Origin of the sequence: Faecalicatena orotica (assembly GCF_003149245.1) — a bacterium.
GTDB lineage: Bacteria > Bacillota > Clostridia > Lachnospirales > Lachnospiraceae > Faecalicatena_A > Faecalicatena_A orotica.
The window spans coordinates 11,372-37,620 of the sequence record NZ_QGDL01000003.1 but is presented as its reverse complement, the minus strand read 5'-3'; the positions used below and the strand labels follow the sequence as shown (position 1 = coordinate 37,620).

At 45.8% G+C, this 26,249-nt stretch carries 25 protein-coding genes; 2 read left to right on the top strand and 23 right to left on the bottom strand.

Annotated features, from left to right (window positions below; genetic code table 11):
* Positions 1–3: 3 nt before the first annotated feature.
* The 5 genes from A8806_RS05960 to A8806_RS05940 all read right to left on the bottom strand — a co-directional run bounded on the left by A8806_RS05960 (position 4) and on the right by A8806_RS05940 (position 3,015).
* On the bottom strand, positions 4–414 hold the full coding sequence (locus tag A8806_RS05960) for a cell division protein ZapA (RefSeq protein ID WP_109730281.1): 411 nt from the start codon (positions 412–414) through the stop codon (positions 4–6).
* Between the two features lie 108 nt (positions 415–522).
* Positions 523–1,518 (bottom strand): Holliday junction branch migration DNA helicase RuvB, encoded by a 996-nt coding sequence (ruvB, locus tag A8806_RS05955; RefSeq protein ID WP_109730280.1) that lies wholly within the window; start codon positions 1,516–1,518, stop codon positions 523–525.
* A gap of 17 nt (positions 1,519–1,535) precedes the next feature.
* On the bottom strand, positions 1,536–2,138 hold the full coding sequence (ruvA, locus tag A8806_RS05950; RefSeq protein ID WP_109730279.1) for a Holliday junction branch migration protein RuvA: 603 nt from the start codon (positions 2,136–2,138) through the stop codon (positions 1,536–1,538).
* Between the two features lie 14 nt (positions 2,139–2,152).
* A complete protein-coding gene (locus tag A8806_RS05945; RefSeq protein ID WP_109730278.1) occupies positions 2,153–2,647 on the bottom strand; it encodes a Gx transporter family protein in 495 nt (164 codons plus the stop codon).
* 11 nt (positions 2,648–2,658) lie between these two features.
* Entirely contained in the window at positions 2,659–3,015 is a 357-nt protein-coding gene (locus A8806_RS05940) for a NusG domain II-containing protein (protein WP_109730277.1), read from the bottom strand.
* A gap of 163 nt (positions 3,016–3,178) precedes the next feature.
* Here A8806_RS05940 and A8806_RS05935 point away from each other — a divergent pair, with 163 nt between their 5' ends.
* Positions 3,179–4,156: an FAD:protein FMN transferase gene (locus A8806_RS05935; protein ID WP_109730276.1), complete on the top strand. Its 978-nt coding sequence runs from the start codon at positions 3,179–3,181 to the stop codon at positions 4,154–4,156.
* Between the two features lie 90 nt (positions 4,157–4,246).
* Here the strand turns inward: A8806_RS05935 and A8806_RS05930 are convergent, their stop codons facing one another.
* The 18 genes from A8806_RS05930 to rbr all read right to left on the bottom strand — a co-directional run bounded on the left by A8806_RS05930 (position 4,247) and on the right by rbr (position 24,499).
* Positions 4,247–5,059 (bottom strand): RnfABCDGE type electron transport complex subunit B, encoded by an 813-nt coding sequence (locus A8806_RS05930; protein WP_109730275.1) that lies wholly within the window; start codon positions 5,057–5,059, stop codon positions 4,247–4,249.
* A gap of 12 nt (positions 5,060–5,071) precedes the next feature.
* The gene (locus tag A8806_RS05925; RefSeq protein ID WP_109730274.1) at positions 5,072–5,647 is read right to left on the bottom strand and encodes an electron transport complex protein RnfA; all 576 of its coding nucleotides are present in this window, start codon (positions 5,645–5,647) and stop codon (positions 5,072–5,074) included.
* Between the two features lie 13 nt (positions 5,648–5,660).
* Positions 5,661–6,395: an electron transport complex subunit RsxE gene (rsxE, locus tag A8806_RS05920; RefSeq protein WP_109730273.1), complete on the bottom strand. Its 735-nt coding sequence runs from the start codon at positions 6,393–6,395 to the stop codon at positions 5,661–5,663.
* Positions 6,388–7,002, bottom strand: coding sequence for an RnfABCDGE type electron transport complex subunit G (locus A8806_RS05915; RefSeq protein WP_109730272.1), 615 nt, complete (start codon positions 7,000–7,002; stop codon positions 6,388–6,390). The genes rsxE and A8806_RS05915 overlap by 8 nt, the downstream gene beginning before the upstream one ends.
* Positions 7,002–7,934 carry an RnfABCDGE type electron transport complex subunit D gene (locus A8806_RS05910; protein ID WP_109730271.1) on the bottom strand — a complete coding sequence of 311 codons (933 nt, stop codon included), beginning with the start codon at positions 7,932–7,934 and terminating at the stop codon, positions 7,002–7,004. The genes A8806_RS05915 and A8806_RS05910 overlap by 1 nt, the downstream gene beginning before the upstream one ends.
* Positions 7,935–7,953: 19 nt before the next feature.
* Positions 7,954–9,273, bottom strand: coding sequence for an electron transport complex subunit RsxC (gene rsxC, locus A8806_RS05905; protein WP_109730270.1), 1,320 nt, complete (start codon positions 9,271–9,273; stop codon positions 7,954–7,956).
* A gap of 193 nt (positions 9,274–9,466) precedes the next feature.
* Positions 9,467–10,546 carry a 30S ribosomal protein S1 gene (gene rpsA / locus A8806_RS05900; protein ID WP_109730269.1) on the bottom strand — a complete coding sequence of 360 codons (1,080 nt, stop codon included), beginning with the start codon at positions 10,544–10,546 and terminating at the stop codon, positions 9,467–9,469.
* On the bottom strand, positions 10,527–11,387 hold the full coding sequence (gene ispH, locus A8806_RS05895; protein ID WP_109730268.1) for a 4-hydroxy-3-methylbut-2-enyl diphosphate reductase: 861 nt from the start codon (positions 11,385–11,387) through the stop codon (positions 10,527–10,529). Before ispH ends, rpsA begins: the two co-directional genes overlap by 20 nt.
* Before the next feature lie 52 nt (positions 11,388–11,439).
* Entirely contained in the window at positions 11,440–12,096 is a 657-nt protein-coding gene (gene cmk / locus A8806_RS05890; protein ID WP_109730267.1) for a (d)CMP kinase, read from the bottom strand.
* Between the two features lie 35 nt (positions 12,097–12,131).
* Positions 12,132–13,358, bottom strand: coding sequence for a BaiN/RdsA family NAD(P)/FAD-dependent oxidoreductase (locus A8806_RS05885; protein WP_109730266.1), 1,227 nt, complete (start codon positions 13,356–13,358; stop codon positions 12,132–12,134).
* Positions 13,351–14,307 (bottom strand): MurR/RpiR family transcriptional regulator, encoded by a 957-nt coding sequence (locus tag A8806_RS05880; RefSeq protein ID WP_330405264.1) that lies wholly within the window; start codon positions 14,305–14,307, stop codon positions 13,351–13,353. Before A8806_RS05880 ends, A8806_RS05885 begins: the two co-directional genes overlap by 8 nt.
* A 240-nt stretch (positions 14,308–14,547) precedes the next feature.
* The gene (locus A8806_RS05875) at positions 14,548–16,335 is read right to left on the bottom strand and encodes an aminopeptidase P family N-terminal domain-containing protein (protein WP_109730264.1); all 1,788 of its coding nucleotides are present in this window, start codon (positions 16,333–16,335) and stop codon (positions 14,548–14,550) included.
* Between the two features lie 558 nt (positions 16,336–16,893).
* On the bottom strand, positions 16,894–18,306 hold the full coding sequence (locus A8806_RS05870) for an oxaloacetate decarboxylase subunit alpha (protein WP_109730263.1): 1,413 nt from the start codon (positions 18,304–18,306) through the stop codon (positions 16,894–16,896).
* Positions 18,307–18,323: 17 nt separating this feature from the next.
* Positions 18,324–19,475 (bottom strand): sodium ion-translocating decarboxylase subunit beta, encoded by a 1,152-nt coding sequence (locus tag A8806_RS05865; protein ID WP_109730262.1) that lies wholly within the window; start codon positions 19,473–19,475, stop codon positions 18,324–18,326.
* 20 nt (positions 19,476–19,495) lie between these two features.
* Entirely contained in the window at positions 19,496–19,861 is a 366-nt protein-coding gene (locus tag A8806_RS05860) for a biotin/lipoyl-containing protein (protein ID WP_109730261.1), read from the bottom strand.
* 17 nt (positions 19,862–19,878) lie between these two features.
* Positions 19,879–20,670 (bottom strand): OadG family transporter subunit, encoded by a 792-nt coding sequence (locus A8806_RS05855; protein ID WP_109730260.1) that lies wholly within the window; start codon positions 20,668–20,670, stop codon positions 19,879–19,881.
* 14 nt (positions 20,671–20,684) lie between these two features.
* Entirely contained in the window at positions 20,685–22,124 is a 1,440-nt protein-coding gene (locus A8806_RS05850; RefSeq protein WP_109730259.1) for an acyl-CoA carboxylase subunit beta, read from the bottom strand.
* Positions 22,125–22,339: 215 nt separating this feature from the next.
* Complete coding sequence (gene rbr / locus A8806_RS05845; protein WP_109730258.1) at positions 22,340–24,499, bottom strand: rubrerythrin; 2,160 nt, start codon at positions 24,497–24,499, stop codon at positions 22,340–22,342.
* Positions 24,500–24,853: 354 nt separating this feature from the next.
* Between rbr and A8806_RS05840 the strand changes: the two genes are divergently transcribed.
* Positions 24,854–26,197 (top strand): peptide MFS transporter, encoded by a 1,344-nt coding sequence (locus tag A8806_RS05840; protein WP_109730257.1) that lies wholly within the window; start codon positions 24,854–24,856, stop codon positions 26,195–26,197.
* The last annotated feature ends 52 nt before the right edge of the window (positions 26,198–26,249 follow it).

The window sequence follows — 26,249 nt, the reverse complement described above, 5'->3', positions numbered from 1 at the left end:
TCCCTATTTCCTGCGGTTCTTCATCTCGGTCTCTAATTTTACGATCTGCATCTGCAGGTCATTATTCTCTTCCTTCATCTTCGCCAGTTCTTTTTCAGCATTCTCAAGCTTAATCTGAACAGATATCAATTCGTGCTTCAGGTCGTACATCTCTTTGTCTTTCAGTTCGATATCACTTTCAAGGGAATCACCCTGTTTCTTCGCTTTAAAGTAGTCATCTGCGATGTTCAGGGCAAGGAGTACGTTCCGGGTATCAGAGCTCTGCCGTCTGAATCCTTCACTGTTGGCACATTCTGTAATTTTATGGTTCAGATAGGAAGAAACTTTTTGAAGGTATTCCTCACCCTCAAAGCCGCTCAATGTGTAGACCTTTCCTCCAATTAAAACTTCCGTATAATGTTTAGCTGAACTCATAGCATCCTCCTCGCGTTTCTTATCTGTTATTATAAACTATATGAATACAAAAACCAACCATTTTTTCAAGTTATTTCCTTTTCCTCCCCAAAGGCACGGGCTCCTTATTTAAGGAAACGGAATGCCGAGATGGGCATATGCCATCTCCGTCGCCACTCTTCCACGGGGGGTCCGCTGTATAAATCCGCTTTTCAGCAAATAAGGCTCGTAGACGTCCTCAAGCGTGCCTGCATCCTCTGAAATGGTAGCCGCCAGTGTCTCCAGGCCGACAGGCCCGCCCTGGAACTTCTCGATCATAGTCAGCAGGATGTTCCTGTCTATGTGGTCCAGACCATATTTATCGACATCCAGCAGATCAAGGGCGTAATTGGCTACTGCCTCCGTGATCACACCGTCATATTTGACCTGTGCGAAGTCCCTGACTCTTTTCAGCAGGCGGTTTGCCAGCCTCGGCGTGCCTCTGGAGCGTTTTGCAAGTTCCAGGGCCCCCTTCTCGTCAATCTCTACTCCGAGCACGTGTGCCGACCGCAGGATAATGGTCTTTAATTCTTGTTCCGTATAGAACTCCAGATGATTGACAACGCCAAACCGGTCCCTTAATGGCGCAGTCAGCATCCCGGCCCTTGTCGTGGCCCCAACCAGTGTAAACTTTGGCAGGTCCAGCCGGATCGAACGGGCGGTAGCGCCCTTTCCTATCATAATGTCTATGGCATAATCCTCCATAGCCGGGTACAGAACCTCTTCCACCTGGCGGTTCAGGCGGTGGATCTCATCCACGAACAAAACATCGCTTTCCTGAAGATTATTCAGGATAGCCGCCATTTCCCCCGGTTTTTCAATTGCGGGACCAGATGTAATCTTAATATTCACACCCATCTCATTTGCAATAATACCTGCAAGTGTTGTCTTTCCAAGCCCCGGAGGGCCGTAAAAAAGAACATGGTCCAATGCTTCGTGCCTCTCCTTCGCGGCCTTAATATATATGTTCAGTGTCTCCTTCGCCTTCTCCTGTCCGATATAGTCCTCCAGAAACTGGGGCCTGAGACTGCTTTCGATCTTAATGTCTTCTTCCAGATTTTCCGTAGTGATAATTCTTTTTCCCATACTCTCCCTCTATATCTTTAAAGCATTTTCTTTAAAGCTTCTTTCAGTACATCTTCTACTGAAGCATTCTCCAGCTCCACCTGTCTGACAGCACGCAGACTCTCGGTGCTTCCATAACCAAGTGCCACCAGTGCCTGCACTGCCTCAGACTGAATCCCTCCTGAGACATCCGTATCCGGCGCCCTGTCGCTTTCGATGGCATGGTTTAAAACATCCTCTATATCCAGCTTGTCCTTTAATTCAATGATCAGCTTCTCCGCCGTCTTCTTCCCGATCCCGGGTGCAGCAGAGATGGCCTTGACGTCACCGGACAAAACAGCATACCTCAGATCATCCGGGCTGAGCTTCGATAAGATACTTAATCCCCCCTTCGGACCGATTCCGCTGACGCCGATTACAAGCTTAAAAATCTCCAGGTCATCCCTTGTCAGGAATCCAAACAGCTGCATGGCATCCTCCCGTACATTCAGATATGTATGGATCTTCACCTCACTGCCGGGCTGTGGAAGCACGGCAAGTGCCTGTCCGGGCATATAGATGCCGTATCCGACGCCCCCCACATCCACAATTACTTTCTCTTTTTCTACAGCGGCAAGTTCGCCGCGAATATATGAAATCATAACTTTCCTTCTCCTTAATACAGATTGATATTCCTGATCCGTTTCAACACCTCATTGGACACAATGCCGATCAGCATTCCGGTCAGCATTCCGGCGATCAGAAGAACCGGGAGATAGTAACCTACCCGGTATGTCTCCACAACGGCCATTGCGACGGCAAGCTGTCCGATATTGTGGCATACGCCGCCGGCAATACTGACGCCCATCACGCTGAAACTGCCGCGCCCCTTCAGAAACGCCATCACCGCCAGGCTCAAAATCCCACCGGCCAGACTGTATATAATACTGAACATATTTCCAAATATAAATCCGGACAGGACGATTCTGACAACGGACAGAAGCAGTGCCTCCTTCGGCCCGCATTTATATAACATGATCACGATCAGGAGATTCGCCAGCCCCAGTTTAATCCCCGGCACACCGAACTGAATCGGAATCAGCATTTCCACATAGCTGAAAATAAGGGCGAGGGCCGTGAATACTCCAAAATATGCTGCTCTATTTTTCACCGGTCATCCTCCTACTTCGCAACCCCGTCAAGTTCACTCTTTTCTCCGCCTTCAATGGTTACCACCACTTTATTCGGCAGACAAATGATGCTCTCACCGTCTCTGGAGATTGCCTTCTGATGCACACACAGCTTGTCCGGACAGTCCGCGGCCTTCATAGCTGCCTTCCCGTCCCTGATCTCGAGAGTATTCGTACCGTCTATCTCTATTATCTGGTCCGCTGACAGTGCATATCTGCCATATGGCTCTCCATCAACGGTGACCACAACATCTGCGTTAACACTCTTCCCCTTCAGGAATTGGTAACCAATGAACGCGGCAGCCAGACATAAAATCATTCCAACTAATATTAAATCATTTTTCTTCATCACAGCCTCCAGCAATTATCATAGCACACCGACTTTTAGAATGCAATGTTCCTGTTCACACTACGGTGTGAACAGGAACAATACAATCACATGTTCGATTGTAATTTTCCTTTGAAATGGGTATAATGATTCAGATATTGTATTATACGAAAAGAGGAACCTTATGAAAAGATTTACGAAACATATGCTGCCGTTCCTGGTATCGGCAGCCATGCTTTTTTCACTCACCGGCTGCACGACTCCGCCCGCCAGTGAACCTCTCGAAACAGTCGGTGTTTATTTCGACACCATTATATCCATAAAAATATGGGGCGGCAGTCAGGATATACTCGATCACTGCAAGGAAATGTGCTCAGATTATGAACAGTTATTCAGCCGCACGATTGATACAAGCGATATTTCAAGGATCAATGCAGCACACGGACAGCCTGTCGAGGTGGATGACGAGACTATCGAACTGATTGAAAAAGGACTGTACTATAGCCAGCTTTCAGGAGGAAGGTTTGATATCACAATTGCACCCTTAAGTGAACTCTGGGATATCAAAAACAATCCCGGCAATATTCCGGATGAAGCCTCCATTGATGAAGCCGTAAGCCATATAGACTACAGAAATGTTCTGGTCGAAGGCAATACTGTCACCCTGAAAGATCCGAAGGCAGCGATCGACCTTGGAGGTATCGCAAAAGGATTCATCGCAGACAAGCTGAAAGCCTGGCTGAAAAGTGAAGGCATCGAACACGGGCAGATCGATCTGGGCGGGAACCTGCTTACAATAGGAAGTAAGACGGATGGCAGCGATTTTCACATTGGCATCCAGAAACCCTTTGCTGAAACGAATGAGGCCATCACAACTGTCGACATCCATGACCAGTCTGTCGTCTCCTCCGGGATCTACGAACGTTATTTTAAGAAAGACGGTAAGATTTACCACCACCTTCTTGACCCGGAAACAGGTTATCCGTTCGATAACCACCTGCTTCAGGTAACGATCATCTCCGACCAGTCTGTGGATGGCGACGGGCTGAGTACAGCCTGCTTCGCACTGGGGCTTGAGCAGGGAAGCCAGCTGGTTGAAAGTCTGGACGGCATACGGGCCATCTTTGTAACAGATGACTACAGCCTGCACTATATAAATTAATAAATCATTCTCTATGGAACAAAAACGCTGCATACAGGAAGCCTTAAGCTTCCCATGCAGCGTTTTCTAATGACATTACCGCTATAGTTCTTATGAAATCGGTATCTTTCTCGGTGTAATAATCTTTCTCGGGCACTTGTCGGCACAAACGCCGCAATTCGTACATTTCTCCGGATCAATGTGTGCCAGGTTATCTGTCACTGTCACGGCACCGAACTCACAGTTCTTCACACAGAGACGGCAGCCAATGCAGCCAACCAGACAGACATCCATCAGTGCTTTTCCTTTATCGTTGGAATTACACTGTACAAATGTCTTCTGATCATACGGGATCAGCTCAATCAGATGTTTCGGACATGCTGCAACACACTTAGAACATGCCTTACATTTTTCCTTGTCTACAACTGCGATTCCTTCGATAATATGGATTGCATCGAACGGGCACGCCTTCACACAGGTGCCATAACCGAGACATCCATAGTCACAGCCTTTTGGTCCGCCATCCTGCATCATATTTACCATAGTGCAGTCTTCGATTCCAAAATACTCATATTTATTCTGCGCCTTTTCACAGGTACCGGCACATTTCACGAATGCAACCTGACGAACCTGATCTCCTGCCGCCATTCCCATAATCTCACCGATACGGGCCGCAACAGGTGCACCGCCGACCGGGCATCCGCTAACTTCAGCCTTTCCTTCTACGATTGCAGCCGCCAGACCTGAACATCCTGCATAGCCGCAGCCGCCGCAGTTGTTGCCCGGGAGCACGCCCATAATAGCCTCTTCCCTTTCGTCAACTTCTACCGCAAACTTCTTTCCTGATATCCCAAGGAAGACACCGATGAATAATCCGGTTCCGCCGACGATTGCCGCAGCTATTAAAATTCCTGATATACTCATGTTTCTTCCCTCCTAAATTAATCCTGAAAATCCGAAAAATGCAATTGCCATCAGTCCCGCAGTTACAAGGACAATCGGAGTTCCCTGAAACGATTCCGTGATATCATTGTGCTCTATCTTCTCACGGATACCTGCCATCAGCACGATCGCCACAAGGAAACCAAATGCTGTTGCAATCCCGTTAATCACGCCTTCCAGAATACTGTATGTTTTCTGGACATTTGTCAGCGCGACACCGAGCACTGCACAGTTTGTTGTGATCAGCGGCAGGTAAACACCAAGCGCATTATACAAAGGCGGCATCGCCTTTTTCAGGAACATCTCTACAAACTGTACAAGCGCCGCAATAACAAGAATGAAGACGATCGTCTGTAAATATTCAAAATTTGCCGGCACAAGGATGAATTTATAAATTAAACTTGTTACAAATGATGCAATTGTAATAACGAAAATAACAGCACCGCCCATACCGCCTGCGGTCTTTACATTTTTAGAAACACCGAGGAACGGACAGATTCCAAGGAACTGGCTGAGTACAACGTTATTCACGAATGCAGCGCCAACTGCAATTAAAAGTAGTTCTTTCATCTACACTCTCCTCCTATTCCTTCTCATTTTTTGCTGTTTTCTTTGATTCCGGGGTCACATCTATAAACATTGAACCTCCGCAGGTCTCTTTCTTCCCGCATGTTGCACATCCTGATCCGCAGCCGATCTTTTCAGCGATTGGATCACCCTTTTCTGCCGCTTTCTTCTTGAACTTGTTCTGCAGGGCAGTCAAGGCTGCAAGCACGAAGAACGCGCCGGGCGCCAGAATAAAGATTGTGACCGGTTCATAGGATGTTGGCAGGATCTGGAAGTTGAATGCCTTTCCTGAACCAATAATTTCTCTTACAAGGCCAATTGCCGTGAGACCTACCGTAAATCCAAGTCCCATACCAATTCCGTCAAATATGGATGGCAAAACAGGATTCTTAGATGCATAGCTTTCGGCCCTTCCAAGGATAATACAGTTAACAACGATCAAAGGGATATAGATTCCCAGTGAATCATAGAGACTCGGGACGAATCCTTCCAACAGGAACTGCACCATCGTTACAAAGGATGCCACGACAACGATAAATGCAGGCATTCTGACGGAATCCGGGATAATCTTCCTCAGCATGGATATTAGCATATTGGATAATACAAGTACAACTGTTGTTGAGAGTCCCATACCGATTCCATTGATCGCCGACGTTGTAACCGCCAGTGTAGGACACATACCAAGCATCAGCACGAAGGTAGGGTTTTCTTTGATCAGACCGTTATACAGTCTTTCCGTATACTTATTCATTGACACTACCTCCTAACACATTCTGAAAATATACCAGGGCAGAGTCTACCGCATTCGTTACGGCGTTTGTCGTGATTGTGGCGCCACTGAGCGCATCAATCTTGTCATCGCCCTTCTCACCGGTCTTTGTATAGGAAAACTTTTCGACCTGCTTATCCTTGAACTGGTCCTTAAACGCAGGTTCCGTGGATTTCATACCAAGTCCGGCTGTTTCACTGATCGAAAGCATCTCGATTCCCTTCACAGTACCGTCGCTTAAGATTCCGACAGAAATCTTGATATCCCCGCCGTAACCCTCATGAGAAGTTACAGTCACAACATATCCCAAATCTTCGCCGTTCTCGTCTTTTGCTACGGCTACTTCTGTGATGTCATCCCCTGTATAGCCGCCTTCTTTTAACACTTTGGCCGCCTCATTTTCATTAAAATCCGCATACTCTTCAAATACAGCCGCATCTGCAAGGACCGTCTTATACGCTTCCTGCTTTGCATTCTCCTGCGCCTTGGCGATAGGAGCTTTTGTCACTTCATAGACGAGGCCCAGAAGTGTTCCTGCGACCAGAGTAATTATCGTGAGTATCAATGTGTTCTTTACTATTTTATTCATTATTTTTCTCCTCCTTTACCGAATGGTTTTGGAAGAGTAACCTTTTCGATCAGCGGTACTAAAAGGTTACTGATGATGATCGCATAAGACACACCCTCTGCCGATCCGCCAAACAGTCTGAAAAGACCGGTCAATAGACCTAAACAGACACCATATACAATCTGCCCCCGTTTTGTAATAGGCGAAGTAACATAATCCGTAGCCATGAACCATGCCCCCAGCATCAGGCCGCCTCCGCAGAGATGTGCGGTGATGTACTGCGGGTCAAGCCCGTGTCCGCCGAAAATCGTAATGAAAATGACAAATGTTACAAGATATGTACCGGGTATCCTTAAATCAATAATCCCCATCAGAAGAAGGAACATGGCACCAATCATGATTGCAAGCACGGAAGTCTCACCAATCGTACCACGGATATTCCCCATCAGCATATCCATTGTGTTCACTGCCTCACCCGCTTTGAGCTGTGCAAGCGGTGTTGCGCCTGTGACACCATCATATACAAAGTAGGTCATACGCCCCGTAAAAGAAATAAGCAGGAAACATCTCGCTCCCAGTGCCGGGTTCATAAAGTTCTGCCCCAGGCCGCCAAAAAGCTGTTTTACCACTATGATAGCAAATACGGAACCAAGCGCCCCCATCCATAACGGGAGTGTCGGCGGCAGATTCAATGCCAGCAAAAGTCCTGTGACAACCGCACTGAAATCTTTGATTGTGATCGGCTTATGCATCAGCCTCTCATATAAGTACTCAGTCAACACCGCAGTTCCCGTCGTAACTGCAACCAGAAGCCATGCATTTTCGTGTCTGAAATTATAGATTCCAAAGATTGTTGCCGGCAGAAGCGCAATCACAACATACAGCATGATATTGCTTGTGGTTGCCTTGTCTCGTATATGCGGTGAAGATGATATGTTATAATTCTCGTTCACTTTTGATTCACCTCTTTCGTTATTTTTTCTTTCTGTTCGCGAGAGCAATCTTGCGCATAGAACCAATTGACTGCTTCAGCGGTCTTTTTGCCGGACAGACATAACTGCAGGAACCGCATTCCACACACTCCAGTCCGTTCTGTGCAGTAAAGGTCTCTTCATCGTGTCTCTCCGCATAATCCGCAAGTCTGGACGGAATAATTCTGCTCGGGCATATTTCCACACACCGTCCGCAGTTGATGCAGGGACCTGGTTTTGCCTTCTCCACTTCATCCTCTGTAAATCCAAGGATGGAGGAAGATGTCTTTGTGACCGGGGTATCCAGGGTCATCATTGCAAATCCCATCATCGGGCCGCCTGAAATCACTTTCTTCGGCTCTGTCTTAAACCCGCCGGCAGCCTCAACAAGCTCCTGCTGGTTCGTTCCTAAAAGTACCCTGAAGTTGCCTGGCTTTGCAACCGCATTACCGCTGACTGTCACGACACGCTCCATAAGAGGTTTTCCTTCTACCACGGCACGATGGATGCTCACAAGAGTCTCCACGTTATCCACGATACAGCCCGCATCAGCCGGAAGCATCGCAGAATTTATGGCACGCTTCGTTACCGCGTAGATCAGCTGGCGCTCAGCCCCCTGCGGATATTTCGTCTGCAGCACATTGACCTCCATACGCGGTTCATCCTTAACTGCCTCTTTTAATTTCTCAATACAGTCCTTTTTATTGTCTTCTACACCGAATATACCTTTTGCATTTTCAAACAAGGATAATATAACCCTCATACCACTTACCAGCTCTTCTGTATTCTCTAACATTCTCCGGTAGTCTGCTGTTATGTACGGTTCGCATTCTGCACAGTTCGCTATGATATATTCAATCTTGTCAGGTTCTTTCGGAGAAAGCTTCACTCTTGTAGGGAATCCGGCACCACCCATTCCGACAATTCCGGCATCACCGATCATTTTGATGACTTCTTCCTTCGTAAGCTCATTAAGCGGCTTCACTTCAGGATACTCTACCTCTGCATATTCCCCATCGTTTTCAATTACGATACAATCCACTTTGCTCCCTGTCGGATTGAAATGCTTTTCCAGGCCTTTGACAGTACCTGAAACAGACGCATAAACTGGTGCGGAAACAAATCCGCCAGCTTCAGCAATCTTCTGGCCTTTTAACACATGGTCGCCCTTTTGTACAACCGGACTTGCAGGGGCACCGATATGCTGTGAAAGCGGATATACCAAATCGCCTTTCGGCAGTACTTCTGCAATCGCCTGATCCTTTGCCAGACTTTTACCGTCATTTGGATGTATTCCGCCTTTAAAAGTTAAAAGTCCCATTCTTTACTACCTTCCTTTCTCTTATCGCAATAATAGTATTGTACTAAAAATTGTATGCAAAATCCAGTAAATTCACATATTTTATTGCACATAAATCCATACATCTTGTCGTTTTTTTAACATTTACCACAAAACAAAGATAGAGGCTTGTCAGCCTCTATCTCAAAGTCCCATATAGATGTTAAAACATATACTACTCTTCTGTATACTCCTGTGCCTCAGGCTCTTCCAGAGCCTTCATGCTCAGGCTGATCTTCTTATCTGCCTCATTCAGGTCCACAATCTTAGCCGTAATTTCCTGTCCGATAGAAAGTACATCAGACGGTTTCTCAACATGTGCCCTCGAAATCTGGGAAACGTGAAGCAGTGCGTCAACTCCCGGCGCAAGCTCAACAAATGCTCCGAAATCTGTCATACGTGCAACTTTTCCTGTAATAACTGTGCCTACTGCAAAATCCTCTGTAGCATTAGCCCACGGATTCGTCTCCGGGAACTTCAGGCTGAGTGCAACCTTTGTATCATTGATGTCTTTTACAAGAACTTTTAACACATCTCCAACCTGGAAGACTTTCTTAGGATTCTCAACTCTTCCCCATGACATCTCAGAGATATGTAACAGTCCGTCAACACCGCCGAGGTCAATAAATGCTCCAAAGTCTGTTACATTCTTAACAGTTCCTTCAATTGTATCGCCAATCTGCAGCTTAGCAAACAACTCTTTCTGTCTCTCTGCTCTCTCTGCAACGAGAAGCTGTCTTCTGTCACCGATCACGCGGTTTCTTCTCGGGTTGAATTCGCTGATTACAAATTCAATCTCCTGGCCTTCATATTTGCTCAGGTCCTTCTCATAAGAATCAGAAACAAGGCTTGCCGGAATGAATACACGTGCTTCTTCAACTGTCGCACATAATCCACCACCAAGGATCTGAGTTACTGTAGCCTTCAGAACTTCTTTGTTCTCATAAGCCTCTCTTAACCTCTCATTTCCCTTTTCAGCAGCAAGTCTCTTATAAGTCAGCAACATCTGGCCTTCGCCGTCGTTCACCTTTAATACCTTCACTGTCATCGGATCACCAACTTTTACAACAGTTGTCAGATCTAATGACTGATCGTTGGAATACTCACTCTTAGATATGATACCATCCGCTTTACATCCGATATTCAGGATAATCTCGTCCGGCTTCACGTCAATGACTGTCCCATCTACTACCTCTCCGTTGTGAATTGTTTTAAATGATTCGTCTAACATTTGTTCAAAAGATAATTCTGACATTATTTTGAACCTCCTCAATTATATTGTTGGGCGTGGATGCCCCTGCTGTAATACCTACTGTTTCCACTGACCCTAATTGATTCAAATCCAAATCGTCAAGTGTCTGTATATAGTACGTATCTTTACATGCGTTCTGACATATTTCAAATAACTTCTGGGTGTTGGAACTATGTTTGTCACCAATCACTATCATAGCATCCACCTCTTCCGCAATACTGCGAGCTTCGGTCTGACGCTCTTTCGTTGCATTGCAGATTGTATTTAAAACACTTACATCATAACTCTTTTTTGAAAGAATTTCAACTAATTCTTTAAATTTATTGTAATTAAATGTCGTCTGGGAGACAATACAGACCTTCTTTCCCTCTCCGGCGGAAAATTTTTCAGCCTCTTCAGGTGTCTGTACGACGGTCACATCAGCCCCTGCCCAGCCGCGGATTCCCTCCACTTCAGGGTGGTCCGGGTTCCCGATAATCACGATGTGTTTTCCTTCGCCGCTCTCTTTTTTTACAATATTATGGATTTTTTTTACAAAAGGACAGGTTGCATCAATAATTTCCAGACCGTTTGCCTCCATCTCCCTGTAAACCTGTTCCGCCACCCCGTGTGAACGGATGATTACGGTTCCTTTTTCCAGCTGTTTTAGTTCTTCTTCTGTCCGGAGCACCCTGACCCCTTTTTTCTCCATATCCTTCACAACCTCTTCGTTGTGGATAATCGGGCCAAAGGTATAGATGCCGGTGTTTTCCCCGCCATTCTTTTCTAACTGTTTATACACGGTTTCTACGGCCCGTCTGACGCCAAAACAGAAGCCCGCCGTCTTTGCACGAATGATTTCCATCCTTTTCCCTTTCTTGCTTTATGCCTGTTACTATTTCGTATCTGCGACCTATTTACCTGCAGTGTCTGATAATCTCTTTTACAACTTCTTCAATCGTCATCTCAGAACTGTCGACAAGGACTGCATCCTCTGCCTGTTTAAGAGGGGCAGTCTCACGGCTCATATCCCTTCTGTCGCGCTCCTCGATATCTCGGGCGATTTCGTTATAATCACATTCGATCCCTTTTTCCCTGAGTTCATCATAACGTCTCTTTGCCCGTGTTGCAACACTGGCCGTCAGATAAATCTTCACATCCGCATCAGGAAGGATATTCGTCCCGATATCCCGTCCGTCCATAATCACATCTTCCGATCTTGCCAGCCCCCGCTGCAGTTCCAGAAGCTTTTCACGCACTTTAGGCACCGCTGAACTAACGGATGCCATATTTCCGACACTTTCCTCTCTCAGTCTGGACGTTACATTCTTCCCATTTAAATAAACCTGCTGGACATTGTCCTGATATTTAATACTGACATCTGCATCTTTACAGGCTCCAACGATCCCTAACGTATCCTCCGGACGAATGCCGCATTCCAGAAAATGAACCGCAAGAGCGCGGTACATCGCCCCTGTATCTACATATATATATCCTTTTTCTTTTGCAACCAGTTTTGCAATCGTACTTTTACCGGCCCCTGCCGGTCCGTCTATTGCTACATTATATCCCATTATATATCCTCCTTATATCCTGTATACTTTCTGCTTTAGACAGAAATACCGGCAAGGTATGCCGTAGACCATGCAATCTGCAGATTAAACCCGCCTGTCAGGGCATCCAGATCCAACACTTCGCCAATAAAATACAGTCCCGGAACGAGTCTGGATTCCATCGTGCCCGGATCAATCTCCTTCACATCCACACCGCCCTTGGTAATAATCGCTTCTTTAAAATCTCTCAGTTTCACAAGGGTGACCTCAAAGTTCTTGATCAGGGCAGCAAAATGCTGCCTTTCCTCTCTGCTGACCTCATTTACCTTCTTCTCCGGATCGATCCCGCTGCGTTCTATCATCACCGGCTTTAATTTCGCTGGAAAGAGTTTATCTACTGCATTCTTAAACTGCTTATTCCTGTTCTCTTCAAAGTCCCGCAACACTCTTGCATCAAGCTGTTCAAAAGTCAATGCCGGCTTTAAGTCGATCAGAAGTCTGAGGCTGCGCTTTTTTAAGGCCTTCCCTATCACACTGCTGGCACTGATGATAACCGGGCCGCTCACGCCATAATGTGTAAACAGCATTTCGCCGAATTCTTCATATATCTTCTTTTTCCCGTCATAGATGCGGGCATTCACATTGCGAAGGGAAAGACCTTGTAAAGCCTTCACATCATCCTCTTTAGCCTCGACCGGCACAAGAGAAGGCAGAAGCTCTGTGACACGGTGTCCTGACTCTCTGGCAAAACGATAGCCGTCCCCGGTAGACCCCGTAGCCGGATATGAGACTCCCCCTGTCGCAACGATACAGGCATCTCCTTCCAATTCCTTTCCGTCAGAAAGAAGCAGACTGTGATAACAGCCGTCTTTTACCCGTATTTCCTTCACATTACAGTGCAGGTGGATCTGTGTGTGCAGCCTTTTAAGTTCTCTTTGCATAGCCCCGATAACATCCGAGGAATGGTCAGACTGGGGAAATACCCTGTTCCCCCGTTCAACTTTTGTTTTCACGCCTAATTCTTCAAAAAAATGGATTGCCTGTTCATTTGTAAAGCTGTAAAAACCACTATAAAGAAACTTCGGATTTGTCATCACAGACGCAAAAAGAGTGTCCATGTCACCGGCATTCGTTATATTGCAGCGCCCCTTCCCCGTAATAAAGAGTTTCTTTCCAAGCTTTTCGTTTTTTTCATATATATGGACCTCATGCCCGTTCCTTGCGGCAAATATCCCTGCCATCATTCCTGCGGCGCCGCCGCCTATAATCTGTATTTTACTCATCTGTCTTCCCTTCCAAATTTTCCGGCACAACAGGAAGTTTATCGTTGACATGGTTCAGCTCATCACCACTGTACACCTGGTACTCATCCCATATCTCTTCCAGTGTCTCAAGCGTGGTGACGACTTCCTTCTGCTTCTTCATACAGAGGGCCACCACGAGCGCATTCACAACACTGAGGGGTGCCACAAGGGAATCCACGATAGACGCCATATCACTTCTGGCAATCAGGTTGCAGGAAGAATACAGTGTCATAGGAGAATGCACGCTGTCTGTCAGTGTAATCACCTTGGCCTTCCGGTTGCTGGCAAACTCAAGTGCTTTCAGGGTACGCATGGAATAGCGCGGAAAACTGATGCCGATGATCACATCATCCGCATTAATCCGGATCAACTGCTCAAATATTTCACTGGAGCTGTTTGTATTCACTGCTGTTACACTCTCACAAATCAGATTCAGGTAAAAGCTTAAAAATGCCGCCAGCGGCGCACAGCTTCTGATCCCGATCACATAGATCCTCTTTGCATTCAGAATGGTGTCAATGGCAAGTTCAAAGACCTTCTGGTCAATCCCTGCGAGTGTCAGCTTGATCTTATCTATATCGGACTGCAGGACAGTTGCCAGTATCTCAGACTGGCTGATTCGCCCATATGTCACTTCCATTCTCTGGATTGAATTCAGCTTATTACGGACCAGTTCCTCCAAAGCCTTCTGGAATCCCGGATATCCCTTGTAACCCAGCTGAGTTGCAAAACGCACCACTGTGGACTCACTGACACCGACAATTTCCCCCAGCTTTGCGGCCGTCAGGAAAACCGCTTTATCATAATTTTCACAGACATAATTGGCGAGACGCTTCTGCCCCTTGCTGAGTTTTTTATATTTCTCTTCAATTCGAAGCAGCAGTTCGTTCGTGCCGCTCTCATTCGTGTTTACTTTATTTCCGCTCACATTCATTCCTCTTCCCGGTTCAAAATACCTTTTGACCCCAACATCATTCTGATTATACAATACCCTCAATTTGTTTGCAAGGCGCTATTACGCAAAAAGAGGCCAGACCGCTTATACATGGCCTGTGGCCGTCAATAGTAATGCTGAACAAGAACAGGGCTGTGCTGCATTTCCTTACGGAAAATGCGGCACAGCCCTCGTGTCCTTTAATATCAGGTCCGGATCTGTCTGACCCGTCCCTTAGATTTCTCTTGTATATTCTTTCAGCCACTCCTGCTCTTCCTCTGTCAGGTGTGGTGCAATCAATTCGTATACCTTCTTATGATAATCATTTAAGAGTTGTTTCTCTTTTACTGACATCAGGTCCGGATTAATCGCATCCAGATCGATCGGTACGAATGTGATTGGTTCGAAGTACATGAACTGTCCGTATTCGTTCTTTTCACCGTTGCATACGAGAAGTTCATTTTCTGTACGGATTCCGTGAGAACCTTCAATGTAGATTCCCGGCTCGTCAGTAATGATCATGTTCGCTTCGAAAGGATGGATCTCATTCGGACGGAACTGCCAGCGGAAACCTGTCGGCGGCTCATGGATATTTCCGAGGTAGCCTACTCCGTGTCCCGTACCGTGGTTGAAGTTTAAGTTCTGTCTCCAGAATGGTTCTCTTGCCACATAGTCCAGATTCATTCCTGAGCACCCGTACAGGAACTTCACATCCGCCAGATTCAGCATGCTGACCGCTACGGCTGTAAAGTGGTCTTTTTCAATCTGGCTCACTTCACCTAATGCAACCGTACGCGTAATGTCTGTTGAACCTTCGTAATAATGTCCGCCGGTGTCTGTCAGGAACAGCGCGCCTTCCTTCAGTTCAACATTTGTCTCCGGGGTAGATGTATAATGTACAATCGCCCCATGTTCCTTATAGGCACAGATTGGTTCGAAACTTGGCCAGAGGAAATTATCCTGCTCTGCACGGAATTCTTCCAGTTTATCAGATGCGCTTAACTCCGTCATCTCAATCTTGCCCACATTTTTCTTCAGCCAGTACATAAACTTCGTATGTGCCACTCCGTCTTTGATATGTGCCTTTTTGATATTCTCAACCTCAACGTCATTCTTGACTGCTTTCATAAGAATGGTAGGGTTCTCCTGTTTTACAGTCTGGACACTGTCAGGAATGTTATTATACAGGGCATAATTCATTCTTCTCGGGTCAATCATAACCACATCATCTGCTCCGAGCTTTTTGACAGCCTCATAAACATCATTGTATGCATGTATACAAACATGATTTTTCTCAAATTCCGCCTTGATTTCATCATTCAGCTTACGCTCGTCCACATAAAGCTCAACCGAATCCATTTTTACAACCGTATAAGAAAGAAGCAGCGGGAAGTATTCAACATCATCTCCCCTTACATTCAAAAGCCAGCCCGTATCATCCAGACTTGTAATGATATGTGTATTAGCCCCTGCCTCCTTCATCGCAGCCCGTACGCGTTCCAGCTTGGAAGCAACAGTCTCGCCTGCATACTTTACATCCAGAAGGAATGCCGGTTTCTCAGAAAGCGGCGGTCTGTCTTCCCAGATCTCATCCACGAGATCATAATCATAGATCACACTGCCCTTCTTTTCTGCCGCAATATCAGCATAAACCTGTCCTTCATCCACTCCAACAGTGCGTCCGTCAAAACCAATCACACAGTTTTCACCTAATGTTTCTTTCAGATATTCCTCGACAGAAGGCACTCCCGGTTCGCCCATCTTGCGAAGCATAACACCTGTCCCTTCCATCTGCTGTGAAGCCTGAATGAAATATCTTCCATCTGTCCACATTCCCGCTTCATCCTTTGTGAATACGGCTGTCCCTGCGGACCCTGTAAAACCAGTCATAAATGCCCTTACCTTGAAGTGTTCCCCAACATATTCACTCTGGTGGTAATCAGCCGTTGGCACGATGTATGCATCCATGCCTTTCTCCTCCATCAACTGACGGAGCTTTTCAACTCTCTCTGAAACTTTCATGAAAAAACCTCCTTTACATTCATACGCCCATTATACCACAAAAAAGTGGCGGTGGGGTGAAAAAATTTCTGTTTGGAGGGGGGACGCCATTCAGGAGGCGGGGGTGGTTTCGGGGGCGGGCGTTTAGCGGGGAAGTACTAGCAGGAAAAGAGGGGGAGCTTATGGCCCGGTCGCATTCGCTTTGAAATCTAATGATTTCAAAGCTCAGGCGGCCTTAAAAAATGATTCGGAATCATTTTTTATCCATAAGCTCCCCCTCTTTTCCTGCAAGTGCTTCCAACCGCACACTAGACGCTCCCGAAACCACCCCCGCCTCCTGAATGGCTGCGCGCATCAAATTGGAAAATTTCTTTCGCCGGCTTAAGGCCGAGCGAAAGAATGGCTAAGTCGGAAAGTTACACTGCAAAAAGCAGAGAAAATGTGAACTGTAACTGCGTACATCATTTTCTCTGCTTTATATTATAGGAATACTTATTCCAATTTACTGCTTTATGGACGTTCTTATCGTGCACCCGACAGGTTTTTACATGTCTAGTATACACACAAGGGATTTCTTATTTAAACCGGATAAGCTCCGTCCTCTGTGTCTGCTACTTTTGCGTCTACTTTGGTCTGCTGTGCCTGTCTGTATTTGAAGTAGTCTACTGCTACCTGTGGGAACAGTGCGTATGTCAGGACGTCTTCATCCTGCTGTATCCACTGCTCGCATTCTTTGCGTAGTGTATCCAGCTCGTTTGGAATCAGGTCGGCAGGGCGGCAGGTGATAACTTCTGCGTCCCCGATAACCTTCTTCTGTACTTCTGGATTGAACGGTTTTGCTGTTGCACCGTATTTTCCTGATAATACGTCTTTTGTTTCTTTTGTTGCCATCTTGTAGCGTTCGCCCATCAGGACGTTGAATACAGCCTGTGTTCCGACAATCTGTGAAGATGGTGTAACAAGCGGGCATTCTCCGAGGTCTTTACGTACGCGAGGTACTTCTTCAAGCACTTCGTAGAACTTGTCTTCTGCCCCCTGCTCTTTGAGCTGGTTTGTCAGGTTGGAAAGCATTCCTCCCGGTACCTGATAGAGAAGTGTCTTGATATTTACACCCATGTTCTTTGGATTTAACAGCCCGCTCTCTAATGCTTCATCCCTGATCGGCCTGAAGTAATCAGCGATTTCTGCGAGCAGGTTCTGATCGAGTCCTGTATCGTATGGTGTTCCCTTGAAAGTCTCAACCATAACTTCTGTTGCCGGCTGTGATGTTCCCATTGCGAATGGTGACATTGCAGTATCAATGATATCTGCTCCTGCCTCGACTGATTTCAGATAAGTCATTCCGCCCACACCTGATGTGTAATGTGTATGCATTTCAATCGGAATGCTTACAGCTTCTTTGAGTGCTGTAACAAGTTCTGTCGCCTCATATGGAACAAGAAGTCCTGCCATATCCTTCACACAGATGGAATTAGCACCCATGTCTTCGATTCTCTTCGCAAGGTCCATCCAGTAATCACGTGTATAAGCATCACCGAGTGTATAGGACATTGCTACCTGTGCATGAGCTTTTTCCTTATTTGCCGCCGTAACCGCCGTCTGCAGGTTACGGATATCATTCATACAGTCAAAGATACGGATGATGTCGATTCCGTTAGCAGCGGATTTCTGTACAAAGTACTCAACCACATCATCTGCATAAGGACGGTATCCAAGAATGTTCTGGCCGCGGAATAACATCTGCAGCTTTGTATTCTTAAATCCGTCACGGAATTTACGGAGTCTGTCCCACGGATCTTCATGCAGGAAACGTAAGGAAGCATCAAATGTAGCACCTCCCCAGCACTCTACTGCATGGTATCCGACTTTGTCCATCTTATCTACGATCGGCAGCATCTGCTCTGTTGTCATTCTTGTGGCAATCAGGGACTGATGAGCATCTCGCAGGACTGTTTCTGTTATTTTAACTGGTTTCTTTACGATCTCTGCCATTTATTTGTCCTCCATTATTATTTAACACCAAAGATAGCCATAAATGTTCCGGCTGCGACTGCAGTACCGATAACACCTGCTACGTTCGGTCCCATTGCGTGCATCAGCAGGAAGTTTGTAGGATCCGCCTCTGCTCCGACTTTCTGTGAAACTCTGGCTGCCATTGGTACCGCAGATACACCTGCAGAACCGATAAGCGGGTTAACCTTTCCGCCTGTTGCCCTGCACATAATCTTACCAAAAAGTACTCCGGCTGCCGTACCAAATGCAAATGCAATCAGACCGAGGGCTACGATTTTTAACGTATCCCAGTTCAGGAATGCTTCTGCACTCGTTGTCGCACCAACTGAAGTTCCGAGCAGGATAACAACGATATACATCAACGCATTGGCTGCAGTCTCCTGAAGCTGTCTTACAACACCGGACTCCTTGAACAGGTTACCAAGCATTAACATACCAACCAATGGTGCCGTTGTTGGAAGAATTGAACAAACAACGATTGTTACGATAATCGGGAACAGAATTCTTTCCAGTTTAGAAACCGGACGCAATTGTTCCATCTTGATCTTACGCTCTTTTTCAGTCGTCAAAAGTTTCATAATAGGCGGCTGGATAATCGGCACCAGTGACATATAGGAATACGCCGCCACCGCGATTGGTCCTAAAATAGCCGTCTGCTGCAGTTTACCTGCAAGGAAAATAGATGTAGGTCCGTCTGCCCCGCCGATAATAGAAATTGCTGCCGCGGCTTTGTCTGAGAATCCCATTGCCATAGCGCCGAGATAAGCAGCAAAAATACCGAACTGCGCTGCCGCACCAAGGAGAAAACTCTTCGGGTTGGCGATCAGCGGTCCGAAGTCAGTCATAGCACCAACTCCAAGGAAAATCAGAGATGGAAGGATTGACCATTCATCAAGCTTATAAAAATAATAGAGAAGTCCGCCTGTTCCGTTCGCAGCATCTTCTGCATGCAGCATAATATCCGGGTAGATATTAACCAGCAGCATCCCAAAGGCAATTGGAACAAGCAGCAGCGGCTCGAAGCCGTGTCTGATTGCTAAATATAGGAATACACATGCAACAGCGATCATAACCAGATTTCCAACGGTCAGGTTCATGAATGCAGTCTGCTGCACGAGGTTTCCTAATGTATTTGAAATATATTCCATTTGTCAAACCTCCTGGTAAACTAGTTTAATGTAGCTAAGACTGCTCCTGATTCAACGGCATCGCCTACTGCTACATCAATACTAGCAACTGTACCTGCCTCTGGGGCTACTACAGGGATCTCCATCTTCATAGCTTCGATGATAACAATCGGATCTCCTGACTGAACACTCTGTCCTACGTTTGCTTCTATCTTAAATACTTTTCCGGCTGCTCCTGCCTTCACTTCAATTCCGCCTGCTGCTGCCTTCGGTGCTGCGGCCGGTGCCGGTGCTGCCTTAGGAGCCACTACTGGTGCGGCTGCTGCAGCCGGTGCTGCGCCTGCTCCTTTTTCCTCTACTGTTACATCATATACATTGCCATTTACTGTAATTGTATAATTTTTCATCTTTTATCTCCTCCTGATTAACTCCATCTGTTTGACTTTCTTCTCTTAATAGAGCGGACAATAAATCCATCTGTAGAAGTGCCCTCAGCCGCTGCAATTGCTGCCGCGATAACTGCCGCAAGCTCTCCGTCATTATCTGCAGCCTGTGTGACCGCCGGTGCTGCCGGTGCCGCTTTTGGAGCCGCAGGTGCTGCCGGTGCCGGTGCTGCATTATTCGTTTTAGCCTTTTTACTGAATTTCTTTTCAATTGCAGGTATGAACTTAAATAAAGAAATAATAAATGAAATGAAAATCAATACAACGAATACAGTTCCCATTCCAAGGATTGTGTTAAGTCCTGCTTTTTTCAGTATCTCACTTGTTGCGTAATCCGCATTTACTGTCAAACTCTCCATATTCATTTTGTCATCGAATGTAAAGGAAAGTTCGCCGTCCCTGTCTTCAAACTGGGCCTTGGTAGTCAGTACTGCGCCGCTGTTAGTTGTTGTAAATTCATATTCGCCGACCTCTACAAGAGCCCCGCATTCTTTCTGTCCGGCCTTCCATGCCTCGATCATAGTCACAAAGTCATCGCCTTCAATCGGAAGTCCTGACTGCATCAATGTCAGATTCAGTTCCAGATCTGACATGTCCTCAAATCTGTTCAGGTCGTCATCCGTCATGTTATTGAAGCTCTGGACAATCGTGTCAGCGTAGTTCTGCATCGTAGCCTGATCATAATCTGCCGTGTCTTTTGCTTTGCTTCCGCATCCTGTGAAACTGAAGATGAGGAGAAAGACAAGACCTAATATACTGATTTTTTTCTTCACTTTGCCTCACCTCACTAAACCGTTCCGTGTTTTTTGTCCGGACGATCCTCTCTCTTTGTGAACAGCATTTCGAATGCCCCTATTACATATTTTCTTGTATCAGCCGGTTCGATGATTGCATCCACGTATCCTCTTCTTGCCGCGGAAACCGGACTGGACTGAAGTTCTTTGTATTCTGCCGCTTTCTCTTTCAGAGTATCGGCGTCGGCGTCTGCATACATAATCTTTGCTGCCAGTGAAGCATCCATCATACCGATTTCAGCTGACGGCCATGCATAAACCATGTCTGCCCCGATTGATTTACTGTTCATTGCTACATATGCGCTGCCGTAAGCCTTTCCAACAATCACGTTCACCTTCGGTACTGTCGCATTTGCAAACGTATAAGTAAGTCTTGCAACGGCTCTTGCCATGTTCTTTTCGGATTCGATTGTAGCAGTAAAGCCTGTCACATTTGTCAGTGTGAGAACCGGAATGGAAAAGGCATCACAGAAGTTCACAAAATCAATTGCTTTCTTGCATCCGTCAACAGAAAGTGCTTTATCAAACTCTTCTGCAACATTTCCTTCTGCATCATATACCTTGGAGCGGTTAGCTACAGCGCCGACCGTCATGCCATTCAGGCGGATAAATCCTGTTACCATGTCTTTTGCATATTCTTTCTTTGTCTCGAAGAATATATTGCTGTCAGAAATAGCTGCAAGAGCGATCCCTGTATCTTCTGCTGCATTCTCAATATCAGCGCAGACACGGTTGAGGTCATCCAGACATTCCGAATAGGAAAGGTCGTCTTCATTATTGGCAGGAATCATGCTGACCAGCACGCGGATCTGTCCGAGAATATCAGCTTCATCGCCAATCCCGTCAACCAGACCTGCTGTCTTGCTCTGATACTCTGCTGAAGAAGTATCACATTTGGAATCAATGTTGCCTTCCAGAGCATTTGGAGAATTTACAAATAACTTGCCTTCTTTACTCTCCATGAATGTGAAATCTGTAAGTCCCGGCACTACTGCAAGACCGCCGCCGCACATTCCAAATATCCCTGTAATCTGCGGAATCACACCTGAAGCCATAGACTGCTTAAAGTATAAGCTTCCAAAAGCTTCCAGAGCATCTGTTGCCTCCTGAAGTCTCAGGCCTGCGCAGTCGACCAGTCCGATAACCGGTGCCCCCATTTTCATTGCCATGTCATAAATGTTTGCAATTTTCTTTGCATGCATCTCACCGACGGATCCTTTTAAAACTGTAGCATCCTGGCTGTACACGTAAACAAGATTGCCGTCAATTACCCCGTAACCTGTGATGACACCATCAGCCGGAGTATCTTTTGTCTGCAAGTTAAAATCTGTACTTCTCGCTGTAACAGCGCCGCCGATTTCAACAAAGCTCCCCTCATCAAGCAGCATGGCAATTCGCCTGCTTGCTGAGTTTTCTGTAGCATTGTAGCTCATAATCTAGCCCTCCATATTATAAAATTTGTTTAAATTAAACCAAAATTTCTGCCTATTCTAGTATATACCACTTAATATAAAATTTCAATTAATAAATACACATTCTGATATTTTTTTCACAGAATATGCCACCGCTTCCTGATGAGCAGAAAAAGAAGCACAGAACCCTGTGCTTCTCCACTAATAGACAGCAAATATTATTCGCTGGCAGCTCATTAATAATTATGCACCTGACGCTCAAAATACGCTTTTGTATACATGCATACAGGACACGTTTTCGGAGCCTCCGGCCCCTCATGTATATATCCACAATTCCTGCACTTCCAGCCTAGCGGTGCTTCCCCTTTAAAGGTCTTTCCGGCCCTGTAATTTTCCAACAGACGAAGGTAACGTTTTTCATGCTGTGCTTCAACCTTGGCTACAAGTTCAAACTTTGCCGCAATTGCATCATACCCTTCTTCGCGTGCTTCTTCCGCCATGCGTCTGTACATCTGAGTCCATTCTTCGTTTTCCCCCGCCGCTGCGTCAATCAGATTCTGTTCTACCCCATTAATACCGTGGAATAAACTGAACCACATTTTAGCATGTTCTCTTTCCTGTTCGGCTGTTTCCATGAAAATGGCCGCCATTTGCTCCAGACCATTTTCTTTTGCTACACCAGACCAGTATGTGTATTTGCTTCTCGCCATAGATTCGCCTGCAAAAGCTTCCATCAGGTTCTTTTCTGTTTTCGTTCCCTTTGCAGGAGCTTCCTCAGGTCTCTTCACGGCCGTATCTGCCTGTACTGTCTCTTCAGATACGTCAGCCGTTACATCTTCTATCACCTCCGCAAACCGATCCGCCGGAACCTTGCAGATCGGGCACTGCTCTGGCGGGTTCTCCCCCTCATGAATATAACCGCATACTGTACATTTCCACTTTTTCATTGTTTCGTTCTCCTTTTCTTCTATATTAATGTTCCTGTTAGTTTCTGAATTTTCTTCTGCCTCGTTAATATGTAATTTCCCTTCGGGTCCAAGATCCTTTGAGCGATCCCTGTATGATGTATGCAGCATCTGTTCCGCTAGTCCGGAAAGCGGTGCCTCGTAGAATTCGTCATACAGCTTTTTGATCTCCTGATTCTCATGACTATACCTGAGCTGCATCCCGGAATCTTTTGTATACAAGGATGCAATCCTTGCCTTCCGTATTTCATCGGTCATCGGAATCTCTGTTTTCGGCTGGCCGCCCCCACCGATACATCCACCTCGGCAGGCCATTACCTCTACGAAATCATAGTGGGGCTGATCTTCCTTCCACTTGTCAAGAAATTTTCTGGCGTTCTCAGTACCATGAATGACGGCCAGCTTAAGAGATGTATCCCCAATCTTTACATCAGCTTCACGAATCCCGTCCATCCCGCGTACCGGATTCAGTTTCAGGTAGTCATCAGGGGGATTCTCGCCGGTTATCAGGAAATGGGCTGTTCGTGCAGCCGCTTCCATAACACCTCCTGTATTTCCGAAAATCACACCAGCCCCAGAAGCCTCTCCCATCAGTTCATCATAGCCGCTCACTCCCACGTCTTTCAGTTCGATTCCCTCTTCACGCATCCAACGGGCAAGTTCTCTTGTCGTTATCACATGATCCATATCCCGTAAATTCGCAATGTCCAGCAAATAGGCAGAATCATTCATTTCATCTCTTCGTATTTCAAATTTCTTAGCCGTACACGGTGTAACTGCGACATTCACGATTTTTTCCGGGTCAATTGCCCTGCTTTTTGCAAAGTACGTTTTGACCGTCGGCCCCTGCATGCCAATCGGACTCTTTGCACTGGAAATATGCGGCAGGATCTCAGGATAGAATGTCTCCACAAACTTAACCCAGCCCGGACAGCAGCTCGTAAACTGTGGAAGCGGCTTGTCGTTTTCTGTTACTCTGCGTACCAGTTCGGATGCCTCTTCCATAATGGTGAGGTCCGCTGCAAAGTTCGTGTCAAGCACATAATCTGCCCCAAGCCTTCTTAATGCTGCCACCATCTCTCCTTCAACGAAGCTTCCATAAGGCATTCCGAATTCTTCCCCCAGACCCACTCTTACTGATGGTGAAGTACTGAAAATCACCACTTTTTCCGGATCCCGTATTGCTTCTTTTACTTTCTGATACTCATACACCTCTGTGATTGAACCAACCGGACAGACATTAGCACACTGTCCACAGTGGATGCAAATTGCCTTATCAGAAGTGCTCTTCAGCGAATACAGCTTTCCGACCCCGATTTCTTCTTCACAGACCCTCCTGCACTGCCCGCATTTGATGCACAAATCCTCGTTCCTTTTTATAGAAGGATTGTCTTTTTCAATAGGGATTCTGATTTCCGTAAACTGATGCATTTTTCTTCCTCTCTTTCGTATAAAATCAATAATAATTACTGTTATTATATTCGCATAATTTCCTATATTTGTCAATATCTGGGCATGAAATAATTAGTTTATTCCTTTTTTCTTTAATTTTCGCGCAATAATAAGGTTCACTTATAAACTCCCTGTAAAATTTTATTAATAAAATATAAAGTTTTGTTTGTCCTTTTGTATAAACTATGGTACAATCTCCTCATGGAGAAAATTTTAACGAAGGAGGAGGTTTTTCTAACGCAAAGAGAACATAGTCTAGAACATAGTCTATTTTCTCACAAACCCGCACAGTATGTGCAAAAACAATAAAAAACTAATTGGAGGGTTTTTATTATGGAAACAGCAAAAAAGAAGAGACCTTTTGGCTTTTATGTATGTGCTTTAGGTTTCACATTTGAACGTTGCGCATTCTATGTAGTTAAATACATGCTCGCTATCTGGATCGCAACAACTGTAGGCGGCGGCGGACTTGGATTATCAGATGTTTATGCATCTTCAATCTCTGCAGGTTTCGTAGCAGCTACATATATCACACCTATGGTTGGAGGATACATCGCTGACTACTGGTTAAGCCCAAGACTCTGCGTTATCATAGGTATGATCTTAATGGGACTTGGTTACTTATGTACATGGCAGGCTCACTCAATGACTCTTGTATGGGTTATGATCGTTCTTGTCGCAGTAGGAACAGGTTTATTCAAAGGAAACCTTTCAGGTGTTAACGGTCTGTTGTTTGAAGACAAGGATGAATTGAACAGTGCATTCTCCATTCAGTATTCATTCGTAAACATCGGTTCATTCATCGGAACAACATTCGTTATACTTCTTATCGGCCCTAAAGGATTCAACTTTGTATTCTTACTCTGTGCAATCTTCCTTTTCGTAGATGCACTCTGGTTTGGACTGAACTCAAAAGCTCTTGGTGATGCTGGTAAAAAGCCATTCAAACATGACCAGAGACAGTTCGTAGACAAGGCAAAGAAGAAAGAAGCAGAAAGCAAACCGCTTACAAGCGGAGACAAGAAACGTATCTTCGCTATTGTTTTAGTAACACTGTTCTCAGCAGTATTCTGGTTTGTATGGTACCTTGCTTATATGCCGGCTTACTTCTACTTTGGATGGGGCGATGGCGAGAACTTCCTGAACCACGCAAACTGGGTAATTGGAAGCTTCACAGTTCCGACTGCATGGTTTGACTCTATGAACGCACTGACATGTATTATCTTAGGACCTGTACTCGCTGTAGTTTGGGCTAAGATGGCAAAACGTCCGAAGGGTGACATGAGTATGTTCAAAAAGACTGCTCTTGGAATGATGTTAGTAGGTCTTGCATACATCGTTATGGTTGCTGCTGATTTAATCAGAGGTGACGGCCAGGCTTCCCTGCTTTGGATCGTACTTGTATCTCTGTTAATGTCAATCGGTGAAATGATCTTCTCACCGCTTGGTAACTCATTTATCACAATGATTGCACCTGCGAAAGTGCTTGGTCTTCTGTTAGGTTTCTGGCCAATCGCAGTATTTTTTGCAAATCTGTTGTATCCATACTTATATGGATGGCTGAAGACTACTACATTCTGGGTTGGCTACGGCGGACTTGGTGTTATTGTAATTGTTTTAGGTCTTGCTCTCTGGATTGGAAGCAAGAGTCTGGATCATCTGGCTTCAGAACAATAATTGCAAAAGCAGACAATTGCTTAATGAGAAAAGGGGTATTGGTTTCTTTAAG

Coding starts and splice junctions, on each gene's coding strand:
- A8806_RS05960 (WP_109730281.1), bottom strand. CDS start 414: ATGAGTTCAGCTAAACATTATACGGAAGTTTTAATTGGAGGAAAGGTC.
- ruvB (WP_109730280.1), bottom strand. CDS start 1,518: ATGGGAAAAAGAATTATCACTACGGAAAATCTGGAAGAAGACATTAAG.
- ruvA (WP_109730279.1), bottom strand. CDS start 2,138: ATGATTTCATATATTCGCGGCGAACTTGCCGCTGTAGAAAAAGAGAAA.
- A8806_RS05940 (WP_109730277.1), bottom strand. CDS start 3,015: ATGAAGAAAAATGATTTAATATTAGTTGGAATGATTTTATGTCTGGCT.
- A8806_RS05935 (WP_109730276.1), top strand. CDS start 3,179: ATGAAAAGATTTACGAAACATATGCTGCCGTTCCTGGTATCGGCAGCC.
- A8806_RS05930 (WP_109730275.1), bottom strand. CDS start 5,059: ATGAGTATATCAGGAATTTTAATAGCTGCGGCAATCGTCGGCGGAACC.
- A8806_RS05925 (WP_109730274.1), bottom strand. CDS start 5,647: ATGAAAGAACTACTTTTAATTGCAGTTGGCGCTGCATTCGTGAATAAC.
- rsxE (WP_109730273.1), bottom strand. CDS start 6,395: ATGAATAAGTATACGGAAAGACTGTATAACGGTCTGATCAAAGAAAAC.
- A8806_RS05915 (WP_109730272.1), bottom strand. CDS start 7,002: ATGAATAAAATAGTAAAGAACACATTGATACTCACGATAATTACTCTG.
- rsxC (WP_109730270.1), bottom strand. CDS start 9,273: ATGGGACTTTTAACTTTTAAAGGCGGAATACATCCAAATGACGGTAAA.
- rpsA (WP_109730269.1), bottom strand. CDS start 10,546: ATGTCAGAATTATCTTTTGAACAAATGTTAGACGAATCATTTAAAACA.
- ispH (WP_109730268.1), bottom strand. CDS start 11,387: ATGGAAATCATTCGTGCAAAGACGGCGGGCTTCTGTTTTGGCGTCAGA.
- cmk (WP_109730267.1), bottom strand. CDS start 12,096: ATGGGATATAATGTAGCAATAGACGGACCGGCAGGGGCCGGTAAAAGT.
- A8806_RS05885 (WP_109730266.1), bottom strand. CDS start 13,358: ATGAGTAAAATACAGATTATAGGCGGCGGCGCCGCAGGAATGATGGCA.
- A8806_RS05875 (WP_109730264.1), bottom strand. CDS start 16,335: ATGAAAGTTTCAGAGAGAGTTGAAAAGCTCCGTCAGTTGATGGAGGAG.
- A8806_RS05870 (WP_109730263.1), bottom strand. CDS start 18,306: ATGGCAGAGATCGTAAAGAAACCAGTTAAAATAACAGAAACAGTCCTG.
- A8806_RS05865 (WP_109730262.1), bottom strand. CDS start 19,475: ATGGAATATATTTCAAATACATTAGGAAACCTCGTGCAGCAGACTGCA.
- A8806_RS05860 (WP_109730261.1), bottom strand. CDS start 19,861: ATGAAAAATTATACAATTACAGTAAATGGCAATGTATATGATGTAACA.
- A8806_RS05850 (WP_109730259.1), bottom strand. CDS start 22,124: ATGAGCTACAATGCTACAGAAAACTCAGCAAGCAGGCGAATTGCCATG.
- rbr (WP_109730258.1), bottom strand. CDS start 24,499: ATGCATCAGTTTACGGAAATCAGAATCCCTATTGAAAAAGACAATCCT.
- A8806_RS05840 (WP_109730257.1), top strand. CDS start 24,854: ATGGAAACAGCAAAAAAGAAGAGACCTTTTGGCTTTTATGTATGTGCT.